Raw genomic sequence first — 12,963 nt, 5'->3', positions numbered from 1 at the left:
GCCCCCGCGCCACTCGCGTCAGCGTCGGTCGTGGAGCACGTCCTGGAGGAACTTGCCGGTGTGGCTGCCCGCCACCTCGGCGACCTCCTCGGGGGTGCCCTCGGCGATGACGAGGCCGCCGCCGCTGCCGCCCTCGGGGCCGAGGTCGACGACCCAGTCGGCGGTCTTGATCACGTCGAGGTTGTGCTCGATCACGATCACCGTGTTGCCCTTGTCGACCAGGCTGGTCAGCACGCCGAGCAGCCGGCTGATGTCCTCGAAGTGCAGACCCGTGGTCGGCTCGTCGAGGACGTAGACCGTCTTGCCGCTGGAGCGGCGCTGCAGCTCGGAGGCCAGCTTGACGCGCTGCGCCTCGCCGCCGGAGAGCGTGGTGGCGGGCTGGCCCAGGCGCACGTAGCCCAGGCCGACGTCGTTGAGCGTGCGCAGGTGCCGGGCGATCGCGGGGACCGCCTCGAAGAAGGCCAGGGCCTCCTCGATCGGCATGTCCAGCACCTCGGAGATGTTCTTGCCCTTGAAGTGCACCTCCAGGGTCTCCCGGTTGTAGCGCGCGCCGTGGCAGACCTCGCACGGCACGTATACGTCGGGGAGGAAGTTCATCTCGATCTTGATCGTGCCGTCGCCCGCGCAGTTCTCGCAGCGACCGCCCTTGACGTTGAACGAGAACCGGCCCGGGAGGTAGCCACGCACCTTGGCCTCGGTGGTCTCCGCGAACAGCTTGCGCATGTGGTCGAACACGCCGGTGTAGGTGGCGGGGTTGGAGCGCGGGGTGCGCCCGATCGGCCCCTGGTCGACGTGCACGACCTTGTCCACCAGGTCGGTCCCGGTGATCCGGGTGTGCCGGCCCGGCACGCTGCGCGCGCCGTTGAGCTCGCGCGCCAGGTGGGTGTACAGGATGTCGTTGACCAGGGTCGACTTGCCCGAGCCGGAGACGCCGGTGACCGCGGTGAGCACGCCGAGGGGGAAGCCCACGGCGACGTCGCGCAGGTTGTTCTCCCGGGCGCCGTGCACCACCAGCCGGCGCTTCTTGTCCGGTACCCGGCGCTCGGTCGGGGTGGGGATCGACCTGCGGCCGGAGAGGTAGTCGCCGGTGGCCGAGCGCTTGTTCTTGAGCAGGTCCTTGTAGGTGCCCGAGTGCACCACCTCGCCGCCGTGCTCGCCGGCGCCGGGGCCGATGTCGACGACCCAGTCGGCGACCCGGATGGTGTCCTCGTCGTGCTCGACCACGATCAGCGTGTTGCCCATGTCGCGCAGCCGGACCAGGGTCTCGATCAGCCGGTGGTTGTCGCGCTGGTGCAGACCGATGGAGGGCTCGTCGAGCACGTAGAGCACGCCGACCAGACCGGAGCCGATCTGGGTGGCGAGCCGGATGCGCTGCGCCTCGCCGCCGGACAGGGTGGCCGCGGGGCGGCTGAGCGAGAGGTATTCCAGGCCCACGTCGATCAGGAAGCGCAGCCGCTCGTTGACCTCCTTGAGCACCCGCTCGGCGATCTTCTTCTCCCGCGCCACGAGCTTGATCCGGCTCAGGAACTCGGCGCAGTCGCTGATCGACATGCCCGCCACGTCGGCGATGGACTTGTCGGCGATGGTCACCGCGAGCACGATCGGCTTGAGCCGGGCGCCGTGGCAGGTGGCACACGGCACCTCGCGCATGAAGCCCTCGAAGCGCTCGCGACTGACGTCGGTCTCCGCCTCGGAGTGCCGGCGCACGATGTAGGGCAGCGCGCCCTCGAACGAGGTGTAGTAGGAGCGCTCGCGCCCGTAGCGGTTGCGGTACTTGACGTGGATCTGCGTCTTGTGGCCGTTGAGCAGCGCCTTCTTGGCCCGCTGCGGCAGCCCGTCCCAGGGGATGTCGGTCCTGAAGCCCATCTCCTCGGCGAGCGAGGAGACCAATCGGCCGAAGTATTCCGACGCGTGTCCGACGTTCCACGGCGCAAGCGCGCCCTCGTCGAGCGACTTCTGCCCGTCGGGCACGACCAGCTCGGGGTCGACCTCCATGCGGGTGCCGATGCCGGTGCAGTCGGGGCAGGCGCCGAACGGCGAGTTGAACGAGAACGAGCGTGGTTCCAGCTCCTCGAACGACAGGTCGTCGTAGGGGCAGTAGAGGTGCTCGGAGAACATGCGCTCGCGGTGCGCGTCGTCCTCGGGCAGGTCGACGAAGTCCAGGATGACCATGCCGGAGCCGAGCGAGAGCGCGGTCTCCACCGAGTCGGTCAACCGGCGCTTGGCGGAGGACTTCACGGTCAGGCGGTCGATGACCACCTCGATCGTGTGCTTCTCCTGCTTCTTCAGCTTGGGCGGGTCGGTGAGCTGGATCACGGTGCCGTCCACCCGGGCCCGGCTGTAGCCCTTGGACTGGAGTTCGGCGAACAGGTCGACGAACTCGCCCTTGCGCTCGCGCACGATCGGCGAGAGCACCTGGAAGCGGGTGCCCTCCTCCAGTTCCAGGACCCGGTCGACCACCTGCTGCGGGCTCTGCCGGGCGATCGGCCGGGAGCACTCGGGACAGTGCGGGTGGCCGATCCGGGCGTAGAGCAGGCGCAGGTAGTCGTAGACCTCGGTGATGGTGCCGACCGTGGAGCGGGGGTTGCGGTTCGTCGACTTCTGGTCGATGGACACCGCGGGCGACAGGCCCTCGATGAAGTCGACGTCGGGCTTGTCCATCTGCCCGAGGAACTGGCGCGCGTAGGACGACAGCGACTCGACGTAGCGGCGCTGTCCCTCCGCGAAGATCGTGTCGAAGGCGAGGGAGGACTTGCCGGACCCGGACAGGCCGGTGAAGACGATGAGTGAGTCGCGCGGAAGGTCGAGGGAGACGTCCTTGAGGTTGTGTTCGCGCGCGCCACGGACGATGAGACGGTCGGCCACTTGAGAATCGAAACCCTTCGACGACATGCCGCTGCGGCTGAATGGTGTCGAGCTGAACGGAAGCCGATCAAAGGCTGATCGGTACGCGTCGACAGTGCGGATCGAGGATGCGGACCCGGGGGCGGTCGCAGTCGAGGTCACGCCGGTGGTGACGTTCTGCGGCCCCGGATCGTTACGTCCTCGCGCCATCGTAAGCAGCCGCGGGCAGGTGTTTGTTCCCCTTTGAGGCGCCAGGCTATCGCACATTCATTCGAACAAAACTTCTTCGGGTCGTTCTTCACCCGATCGTGTGAAGCCTCGGCCCGGGCACTCGGGCCTGGCCGCCGCACTAAGCTGCAACACCACAGACCTCCGTCGCATCGGGACCCGTCTCGTTCCGCGAATCCGCGGCGGAGGGCGATCCGGGGGAGGTAATCGTGACCACGGACGGGTTCGAGCCGGCCGCACTGCTCGCGGAGATCAACGAGGCGACCGCTCAGGTCCTGGCAAGCGCGGAACGACTGTCGGCCGAGCACCTGGCCGGCCCGTCGCTGCTGCCCGGATGGAGCCGAGGCCATGTGCTGACCCATCTGGCCCGCAACGCGGACGCCCTGACCAACCTGCTGAACTGGGCCCGGACCGGGATACCCACCCCGATGTACCCGCCGGGCGACGCCCGCGACCGGGCCATCGAGGAGGGTGCCGGCCGGCCTGCGCAGGAGCAGCTGACCGACCTGTACGACGCCTCGGGCCGGTTCGCCCAGGCGTTCACGGCGATGACGCCGACCGCGTGGGGCGCCAAGGTGACCGCGCGCAACGCCGGCGAGATCGCCGCGACGACGCTGCCCGCCAAGCGGCTGCGCGAGTTGTACATCCACCACGTCGACCTGGACGCGGGCTGGACGCCGGCGCACTGGCCGACCGAGTACGCCGACCGCGAGCTGAACGAGGTGGCGGCGTCCTTCCGCGGCCGGCCGGACTGCCCGCCGCTGCTGCTGCGCGACGACATCACCCACCGCGAGCTGCTGATCGGCCCGGAGGGCGTGGCCCCCGCCGCGGTCGTCTCGGGCCGCCGCCAGTCGCTGCTCGCCTGGCTGATCGGCCGCGCCAACGGCGACGGGTTGAGCGTCGAGCCGGCCGGGCCGCTGCCGACACCGCCCGCCTGGATGTAGCCCGCCGGTAGCCGAGAGGGCGCGCGGCCGGGGAGGATGGCCCGCATGACGTATCACGGATCCGTGAAGGTCGGCGGCGCCCCGGCCGTGCGCGAGCTGGCCGAGCTGATGATCACCAAGGTGGCCGTCGGGCCCTACGACAACGACGCCTACCTGCTGCGCTGTCGCGCCACCGATGAGCAGTTGCTGATCGACGCGGCCAACGACGCGGGCACGCTGATCACCCTGGTGGGCGACGGCGGCCTGGCCAAGGTGGTCACCACCCATCGGCACCAGGACCACTGGCAGGCGCTGGCCGAGGTGGTCGCGCACACCGGGGCCACCACGCTCGCCGGGCGCGCCGACGCCGAGGCCATCCCGGTGCCCAGCGACGTACTCCTGGACGACGGCGACACGGTGGCGTTCGGGGCGATCGAGCTTCGGGCCATCCACCTGGTGGGGCACACCGAGGGCAGCGTGGCGCTGCTGTACGACGACCCCAAGGGGCACCCGCACCTGTTCACCGGCGACTGCCTGTTCCCGGGCGGGGTGGGCAACACCTTCGGCGATCCCGCCGCCTTCGACCACCTGATCGACGATGTCGAGCACAAGTTGTTCGACGTGCTCCCCGACGAGACCTGGGTGTACCCGGGCCACGGCAACGACACCACGCTGGGCGCGGAGCGCCCCAACCTCACCGAATGGCGCGCCCGCCGCTGGTAGCGCGTCCGCGGGGCGCCGGGCCGGTTCAGGCCCGTCCGGCGCCCTCGGCGGCCCGGCGCCTGGCCCGGTGCGCCGCCACGTTCGCCCGGTTGGCGCAGGTGTCCGAGCAGTAGCGCTTGCGGCCGTTGCGCGAGGTGTCCGCGAACACGCGGTCGCAGGCCGCCGCCGCGCACACCCCGGAGCGGCCCAGACCGTAGTCGGCCACCAGGTTGGCCAGCCCCAGTGCGGTGCCGATCCGGATGCGCTGGACGAACGGCACCCCCGAGGGCGCGTGGTGCAGGTGCAGCCCATATCCGTGATCCACCAGCCGAGGTCGCGACTCGACCCGCTCCAGCAGGCCGTTGACGTGCGCCACCGCGGCCTCCAGATCACCGAGCACGAAGAACGCGCGCAGCTCCCGCGCCCAGGCGAGCAAGGGTTCGAGCGCGCTCTCGTCCAGGTCGGCGACCAGATACGAGAACGGCCTCAGCACATCGCGCGCGGACCGCACGTCCGGCGCCGCGCCCTCCTCGCCGGTCCACGCGTTGACCATCGCGACGGCAGCGCCGACCCCGTCACTGCGGTAACCGTTGACTTCCATTGAACCCTTACCTAGGCTGCGAACTATGTAAGGAGCTACACCAGTACACCTATTACCCTAGTCAACATGGGGGCAACGCGATGTCTTCCCGGTGCGACGCCTGCGGACGGATCGAGGATCCGCGTATGACCGTACTGTCCCGGCACTCCACATCCCAGGGCGAAGTCGTCTACACCCGCTGCCTGTGCGGCAGCGTCGGCGTACGACTGCGGCCGGGCCCGGACGCGCGGCGGCCCCCGCACGAGATCGTCCTCGCGCAGGGGCCGCCGGCCGTACCGCTTTTGGGTTAGACGCTCGCGTCCCGGTCCGCCTTCGCGGCCGCCTCGGCCGCCGCCCGCTCGTCCTTCTTCGTCTTGCGCAGACTCAGCACCGTGGTCACCGCCAGGGTCGCCACGATCACGCCGAGCGAGAGCGGGATGCCGATCTCCGGCACGTGCACGCCCTCGCCGTGCAGCGCCTCGAAGATCAGCTTGACCCCGATGAAGCCCAGGATCACCGACAGGCCGTACGACAGGTAGACCAGCTTCTTCAGCAGTCCGCCGATCAGGAAGTAGAGCTGGCGCAGCCCCATCAGGGCGAACGCGTTCGCCGTGAAGACGATGTACGGCTCCTTGGTCAGGCCGAAGATCGCCGGGATCGAGTCGAGCGCGAACAGCACGTCGGTGGTGCCGACGGCGATCATCACGATCAGCATCGGCGTGACCAGCCGCTTGCCGTTCTCGCGCACCACCAGCTTCATGTCGCGGTAGCCGTCGGTGGTCGGCAGCACCTTCTCGACCTTGCGCAGGAGGGCGTTCTCCTCGAACTCCTCCTCCTCGTCGGACTGCGCCTCCTTGATCAGCTTCCACGCGGTCCAGATCAGGAACGCGCCGAAGATGAAGAAGACCCACGAGAACGCGGCGACCACGGCGGCGCCGGCGGCGATGAAGGCGCCACGCAGCACGAGCGCGAGCAGCACACCCACGAGCAGCACCCGCTGCTGGTACTGCGGCGGCACCGCGAACTTGCCCATGATCAGCACGAACACGAACAGGTTGTCGACGCTCAGCGACTTCTCGGTGATGAAGCCCGCGAAGAACTCGCCGCCGGGCTCGGCGCCGGCGAAGACCGTCAGGCCGATGCCGAACAGCACGGCGAGGCCGACCCAGAACACGCCCCACAGGGACGCCTCCTTGAGGGTCACCTCGTGGGGTTTGCGGTTGATGAACAGATCGACGGCCACCAGTGCCAGCAGCACGACGATGGTCAGGATCCAGGCAACGGGTGAAACGTCCACTGCGCCTCCGGCAGACGTGGGGGGTCGCGTCATCGCCGGAGGGGGGTCTGTACCCCTCCGATTGCCTCCAGGATGCCAGAAGGTAAAGGAAACACCAAGCGATCCTTTGCCAAACCCTGGTGACAGGACGCCCGGCGATCCCTGTGCCGGGCCGGGCGGACAGCCGTCACCGGGCGGGCGCGAACCCCCGGCGCGGCTTGAGCGCGGGCGCGGGCAGGGCCTCGGGGGCACGGGCCGGCGGCACCGGCAGACCCAGACTGCGGGTGCCGAGGCCGGCGAGGAGCAGCGGCAGCAGGCGGGCGGTGACCCGGGCGTCGGCCAGGGCCGCGTGCGCGTCGGGGAAGGTCAGCCCGAAGTGGGCGCAGCAGGTGCCGAGCTTGTGGTCGGCCAGCGGCAGGCCGGACGCCTTGGCCAGCCGCATCGTGCACAGCGCGGGCAGGGTGGGCGGGGCCAGGCCGGCGGCGACGAACTCGGCCTCCAGGAAACGCTGCTCGAAGGAGGCGTTGTGGGCGACGACGACCGCACCCGCGAGCAGGCCGGCCAACTCGGTGGCGATCTGAGCGAAACGGGGCGCGCCCACCACGTCGGCGGCGGTGATCCGGTGCACGTGGCCGGCGCCCACCGACCGCCCCGGATCGAGCAGCGTGGTCCACTCGCGCAACACCTCACCGGTGCCGCGCATCCGCACGACGCCGATCTCCACGATCCGGTCCCCACGAGCGGGCGAGAACCCCGTCGTCTCCAGATCGACAACCGCGAACTCGGTCCGCGCGACCTCGGCGGCCACCCCGAGCATCCGCACCGGATCGGCATAGGCGAACAAGGCGACATCCCTTTCCCCAGGCCGCCTCGATCACGACCGACGGCCCGAGAGTCTACGACCCCAGGCCCCCGCTTCCCGCCCCTTTCCCCCCAACTCCCCCAAACCGACGACCCCTCCACCCCCAAGTCCACCCTCGGCCGACACCCTCGAACACCGGCCCGGCCGGGTGGAGGCGCCTACCAGGCCGCCGAGCGCGGCACGCGGCTACCCGAAATCGCGTAGCCGGCCCGGCGGTTGGGGGATGCGGACGGCGAGCACCACACCGCGGCTCCCGGCGCTTGGGACATGCGACATCGGCCAAACGGCAGCCCCGGCACTCGGAACACCCAAAACACCCAGCCCGTCCGGCGCTTGAGGACAACCCGGAAGGACACGACCGGCAAACCGCAGCCCCGGCGCTCCGGGCACCGAACAATCAGCCCGTCCGGCGCTTGAGGACACCGGGCCGGAGGCCACCACACGACCGCAGCCCCCGGCACCGAGGCACCCGAAACACCCAGCCCGTCCGGCGCTTGAGGACACCGGGCCGGAGGCCACCACCAACCACAGCCCCCGGCACTCGGAACACCCAAAACACCCAGCCCGTCCGGCGCTTGAGGACACCGCGCGGCCCGCGGCCCGGAAGCCCCCGCCCGGCCGCCCCCGGCCTAGCTGGCACCCGCCACCCAGGACAGGAGTTGGCGGGTGGCCTCGGCGCCGCCGGAGGGCAGGTCCGGGGTGTACACCCACGGCAGGCCGATCCACGGATCCATGATGTGATCCTCCGGAATCGCCGTCAGCCGCAACAACGACCGCCACAACGGCTCCAGCAGCGGCCCGAACGACTCGGCGTCCACCCGCGACCCGACCACGATCACGTGCACCCCGACCCGCGGCCCCTCCTCGACGATGTGCCGCAACTGAGCCGCACTGCGATCGTCGAACCCGAACGGGAAATCGTGCACCAGCAACAACTGCCGCGCCAGATCCAGCCCGTCCGGCAGCGAGTCCACCGCGTCGTTGGCCACCGCCATCCGCACCAGCTCGATGCGGTCGATGATCCGACCCAGCAGCGCCGAGATGTCGGCCGCGTCGGTGGCCACCGGACCCACCAGCAGCCGTGAGGCCGCCAGCGGCTGCAACGGCGCCGCCGCCGTGCCCTTGCCCGCCGGGTCGATCACGTGCACCTTGAATTCGCCCACCGGGAAGGCCGCGAACATCCGCGCGGTCAACGACACCGCCAGCTCGTTCGCCCGCTCCGCGCCGTCGCCCCGCTCGCCCTCCAGACCGGTGGCGCCGGTGTCCACCCACAACCCGCGGTCCATCGGCAGCCGCAACACCATCGGCACCCGCAACTCGGGCCGCTCCGGCAGATACAGGTCGCCGAGCCGAATCGCCGGCGCCCCGTCCTCCGGCGCCTGCCACCCGGCCCACGAGGTGCTGTCCCAACGCGCCATCACCGGCGGCAGGTTGGGCTCCAACTGCTCGACCTCGCCGACCAGTTGCGCGGTGTCGCGATCCAGTACCGCCTTGGCCTGCTCGGCCAGCGCCCGATGCCGGTCCCGCGCGGTGTCCTGCGCGGCCAGCCCGGCGGGCGAAAAGCGCGCGGCGGGGTCGTTGAGGACCCCCTCCAGTTCCTTGTCCAGCCGGCCGTCCGCGTACTCGATCGCCGAGCGATAGGCCGCCGCCGACCGCGCCGCGTCCTCGAACACGCCCCAGACCTGCTCGTACAGCTTCTCCACCTCGCGCCGCGCGGCCCGCCGGTTCGCCTCCTGCTCGACATCCGGCGGCGGCGCGGCCCAGGCCATCCCGCCGTTGGCGTCCACGCGCGGCACGGTGCCCGGCTCGCGCGGCTCCGTGGGCGCGTTCGCGGCGCTGAACGGCGCGGCGGCCGGCCCGCCGAGCGCGGTCCGCGCGCGGTCCACCACCCGGGCCCGGTTCTGTACCCCGACGTCCTTGAGCAGCGCCTCCAGGCCCGCTTCGTAGCCCTGCCCGACGGCGCGCACCTTCCACGCCCCCTGGCGCCGGTACAGCTCGACGGTGTGCAGTGCCCGCTCGTTGCCGAGGTCGGTGACCCGGAAGGAGGCCAGGTCCTCGCCCCCCGCGCGCACGGTGACCACGGGCGCCGCGACCACGCCGAAGCGATCCACGCCGCCGCCCTCGAGCGAGGCGCCGACCAGCACCCGCTCGACCTCGGCGGGCAGTTTGTCCAACTCGAAGGTCGCACCGGCCTGACGGATCGTCACCCCGGCGGTGTCGCCACCGCCGCGCTGGACCACGTCGTCGTCGCCGCGGACCCGATCGTCGGCCCCCACCAGGGCCACCACCAGCTCGACCGGACACTGCGCCGCGACCTCGACCTCCACCCGGGTGTCGGGCAGTGCCAGATTCTGACCCCGTACCAGTTCGGTGCTCACGTGCGTTCGTCCCCTCCCCGCCCCGCCGGGACGGACCCCGCGCGAGCGGGCCGGGAGGCGTCGTCCGCCCGTCCCGGCCCGCTCGCCATGTTTGGTTGTGCGTCCTACAGGTGCGCCATCAGAGCCGGCAGGAGGTCGCGCAGGGTCTGCCCGTGGGCGGGCTCGCCGATCGCGGCCATCTTCCAGCCGGTGCCGTGCCGGTACAGCTTGGCCATGATCTGGCCGGTGTAGTTGCCACCGCCGGAGAGCGTGTAGCGGGCCAGCTCGGTGTTCGTGGTCTCGTCCACGATCCGGCAGAACGCGTTCTCGATCTCCTGGAAGGTCTGCCCCTGGAAGGAGCTGACCGTGAAGATGATCTGGTCCACGTGCACCGGCACGCGACCCAGGTCCACCAGGATCGACTCGTCGTCGCCGTCACCGTGCCCGGTCAGGTTGTCGCCGGTGTGGCGCACGGACCCGTCCTTGCTGGTGAGCTGGCCGAAGTAGCAGACGTCGACCGGCTGGTTCTCCGCGAAGAGCACGCACGACGCGTCGAGGTCGACCTCCTTCTCCCGGCTGCCGAACAGGCCGCGGCGCTTGATGGCGTCCCAGCCCAGGCCCATCCGGACCATGGTCAGCTCGCCACCACCCGGCTTGTCGAGTGAAATCCTCTGGCCCTTGGACATGTTGACGGCCACTGGCGACGTCTCCCCTCACAGATTTTCGGTCACGCGGCTCGTGGGCCCCGCCCCGGAACGAGGCGGGCGGGCCCGTACTGGCCGCAGAGTAGTCCTCGGGGGTCGCCGGTGTCCCGGCGAGCCCCCTCGGACACATTCAGGGTCACGAACCTACCGGTCATGACGTACGGACTCGGCAGGCCGTTCCCTCGGATCCGGCGAGCCGTCCCGTCATCCTGCTACGCGATGCCCGCGGCCTTCATCCCGCGCAGCTCCTTCTTCAGCTCCCCGACCTCGTCGCGCAACCGCGCGGCCAGCTCGAATTGCAGTTCGGAGGCGGCGGCGTGCATCTGGTCCGTCATCACCCGGATCATGTCGGCCAGGTCGGTCGCGGGCATGTCGCTCGCCCCGCCCTTGCGGCCGAGCGCCGGCACCGGTGCCTTCTGCCGGCCCCGGCCCCCGCCGGACAGCAGGTCGTCGGTGTCCGCGTCCTCGCGCGAGATCGAGTCGAGGATGTCCACGATCTTCTTGCGCAGCGGCTGCGGGTCGATGCCGCGCTCGGCGTTGTACGCGACCTGCTTCTCGCGCCGGCGATTCGTCTCGTCGATCGCCTTCTCCATCGACGGGGTGATCCGGTCCGCGTACATGTGCACCTGGCCGGACACGTTGCGCGCGGCGCGGCCGATGGTCTGGATCAGCGAGGTGCCCGAGCGCAGGAAGCCCTCCTTGTCCGCGTCCAGGATGGACACGAGCGAGACCTCGGGCAGGTCCAGGCCCTCGCGGAGCAGGTTGATGCCGACCAGCACGTCGAACTCGCCCAGCCGCAGCTCGCGCAGCAGCTCCACCCGGCGCAGCGTGTCGATGTCGCTGTGCAGGTAGCGCACCCGCACACCCTGCTCCAGGAAGTAGTCGGTCAGGTCCTCGGACATCTTCTTGGTGAGCGTGGTGACCAGCACCCGCTCGTCCTTCTCGGCCCGGATCCTGATCTCGTGCAGCAGGTCGTCGATCTGGCCCTCGGTCGGCTTGACCACCACCTCGGGGTCGACCAGACCGGTCGGCCGGATGATCTGCTCGACCACCTTGTCGGCCTTGGCCAGCTCGTACTTGCCGGGCGTCGCCGACAGGTACACCGTCTGGCCGACCCGCTCCAGGAACTCCTCCCACTTCAGCGGGCGGTTGTCCATCGCGGACGGCAGCCGGAAGCCGTGTTCGACCAGCGTGCGCTTGCGCGACGCGTCGCCCTCGTACATCGCGCCGATCTGCGGCACGGTCACGTGCGACTCGTCCAGCACCAGGACGAAGTCCTCGGGGAAGTAGTCGAGGAGCGTGTTCGGCGCGCTGCCGGCCTCGCGGCCGTCCATGTGCCGCGAGTAGTTCTCCACGCCGGAGCAGGTGCCGATCTGGCGGAGCATCTCGATGTCGTAGGTGGTGCGCATGCGCAGTCGTTGCGCCTCCAGCACCTTGCCCTGCTTCTCCAGCAGCGCCAGCGACTCCTCCAGCTCACGCTCGATCCCGACGACCGCGCGCTCCATGCGCTCGGGGCCGGCCACGTAGTGGGTGGCGGGGAAGACGTACAGCTCGTCGTCCTCGCTGACCACCTCGCCGGTGAGCGGGTGCAGCGTCATCAGCGACTCGATCTCGTCGCCGAACATCTCGATCCGCACGGCCAGCTCTTCGTAGACCGGGAAGATCTCGATCGTGTCGCCGCGCACCCGGAAGGTGCCGCGCGTGAACGCGACGTCGTTGCGGGTGTACTGGTTGCCCACGAAGCGGCGCAGCAGTTCGTCCCGCTCGATCTCCTCGCCGACCCGCAGCCGGACCATGCGGTCCACGTATTCCTGCGGGGTGCCCAGGCCGTAGATGCAGGACACCGAGGCGACCACGACCACGTCACGGCGGGTCAGCAGCGAGTTGGTGGTCGAGTGCCGCAGCCGCTCGACCTCCTCGTTGATCGAGGAGTCCTTCTCGATGTAGGTGTCGGTGGTCGGGACGTACGCCTCGGGCTGGTAGTAGTCGTAGTACGAGACGAAGTATTCGACGGCGTTGTTGGGCAGCAGCTCGCGGAATTCGTTGGCGAGCTGCGCGGCGAGGGTCTTGTTGGGCGCCATGACGAGCGTCGGTCGCTGCAGTCGCTCGATCATCCACGCGGTCGTCGCCGACTTCCCCGTGCCGGTGGCGCCGAGCAGCACCACGTTGCGGTCGCTGGCCTTGATCCGCTCCTCGAGCAGATCGATCGCCTGCGGTTGGTCGCCGGACGGTTGATAGGGACTGACGACCTCGAAAGGCGCCACTCTGCGTTCGAGATCGGTGATGGGTCGCACCCCATACACGTTACGACCCCACACCGACAAACGCCGCGAGCCCAACCCTCGGCAGCCTTCCGTACCCCCGGAAACCCACCCCCGAGGCCACGACGGGCCGCCCACGGGCCGGATCGGGTCACCCGCGCACCGGAGCAACCGCAGCCTCCACACCAAACGCAACGGGCGCAGCGGCCGGGTAAACCCCGCCGAC

The 12,963-nt window shown here is 70.2% G+C and carries 10 protein-coding genes; 3 read left to right on the top strand and 7 right to left on the bottom strand.

Annotation, left to right across the window (positions count from 1 at the left end; all coding sequences use genetic code 11):
• Window positions 1-18: 18 nt before the first annotated feature.
• Window positions 19-2,865, bottom strand: coding sequence for an excinuclease ABC subunit UvrA (uvrA, locus tag ACFRCG_RS11995; protein ID WP_380030702.1), 2,847 nt, complete (start codon window positions 2,863-2,865; stop codon window positions 19-21).
• Window positions 2,866-3,281: 416 nt separating this feature from the next.
• On the opposite strand from uvrA, the gene ACFRCG_RS11990 reads away from it, so the two are divergent.
• Window positions 3,282-4,016: a maleylpyruvate isomerase family mycothiol-dependent enzyme gene (locus ACFRCG_RS11990; RefSeq protein WP_380030700.1), complete on the top strand. Its 735-nt coding sequence runs from the start codon at window positions 3,282-3,284 to the stop codon at window positions 4,014-4,016.
• Between the two features lie 45 nt (window positions 4,017-4,061).
• The gene (locus ACFRCG_RS11985; RefSeq protein WP_380030699.1) at window positions 4,062-4,718 is read left to right on the top strand and encodes an MBL fold metallo-hydrolase; all 657 of its coding nucleotides are present in this window, start codon (window positions 4,062-4,064) and stop codon (window positions 4,716-4,718) included.
• 25 nt (window positions 4,719-4,743) lie between these two features.
• On the opposite strand, the gene ACFRCG_RS11980 is transcribed toward ACFRCG_RS11985, so the two are convergent.
• Window positions 4,744-5,298 (bottom strand): CGNR zinc finger domain-containing protein, encoded by a 555-nt coding sequence (locus tag ACFRCG_RS11980; RefSeq protein WP_380030698.1) that lies wholly within the window; start codon window positions 5,296-5,298, stop codon window positions 4,744-4,746.
• 125 nt (window positions 5,299-5,423) lie between these two features.
• Between ACFRCG_RS11980 and ACFRCG_RS11975 the strand changes: the two genes are divergently transcribed.
• Entirely contained in the window at window positions 5,424-5,588 is a 165-nt protein-coding gene (locus tag ACFRCG_RS11975) for a hypothetical protein (protein ID WP_380030697.1), read from the top strand.
• On the opposite strand, the gene ACFRCG_RS11970 is transcribed toward ACFRCG_RS11975, so the two are convergent.
• The 5 genes from ACFRCG_RS11970 to uvrB form a co-directional block, all read right to left on the bottom strand.
• Complete coding sequence (locus tag ACFRCG_RS11970; RefSeq protein WP_380030696.1) at window positions 5,585-6,574, bottom strand: TerC/Alx family metal homeostasis membrane protein; 990 nt, start codon at window positions 6,572-6,574, stop codon at window positions 5,585-5,587. The genes ACFRCG_RS11975 and ACFRCG_RS11970 overlap by 4 nt on opposite strands.
• Before the next feature lie 166 nt (window positions 6,575-6,740).
• On the bottom strand, window positions 6,741-7,397 hold the full coding sequence (locus tag ACFRCG_RS11965) for an exonuclease domain-containing protein (protein ID WP_380030695.1): 657 nt from the start codon (window positions 7,395-7,397) through the stop codon (window positions 6,741-6,743).
• A 647-nt stretch (window positions 7,398-8,044) separates the two neighbouring features.
• Window positions 8,045-9,793: a TerD family protein gene (locus tag ACFRCG_RS11960; protein WP_380030694.1), complete on the bottom strand. Its 1,749-nt coding sequence runs from the start codon at window positions 9,791-9,793 to the stop codon at window positions 8,045-8,047.
• Between the two features lie 104 nt (window positions 9,794-9,897).
• The gene (locus tag ACFRCG_RS11955) at window positions 9,898-10,470 is read right to left on the bottom strand and encodes a TerD family protein (RefSeq protein ID WP_078977660.1); all 573 of its coding nucleotides are present in this window, start codon (window positions 10,468-10,470) and stop codon (window positions 9,898-9,900) included.
• Window positions 10,471-10,688: 218 nt separating this feature from the next.
• Window positions 10,689-12,770, bottom strand: a complete 2,082-nt coding sequence (uvrB, locus tag ACFRCG_RS11950; protein ID WP_380030693.1) for an excinuclease ABC subunit UvrB — start codon at window positions 12,768-12,770, stop codon at window positions 10,689-10,691.
• Window positions 12,771-12,963: the final 193 nt, after the last annotated feature.

Source organism: Embleya sp. NPDC056575 (assembly GCF_042793325.1).
Taxonomy (GTDB): Bacteria; Actinomycetota; Actinomycetes; order Streptomycetales; family Streptomycetaceae; genus Embleya.
Note: the sequence above shows the minus strand (reverse complement) of the source record. Positions and strands in the feature narration are given on the sequence as shown.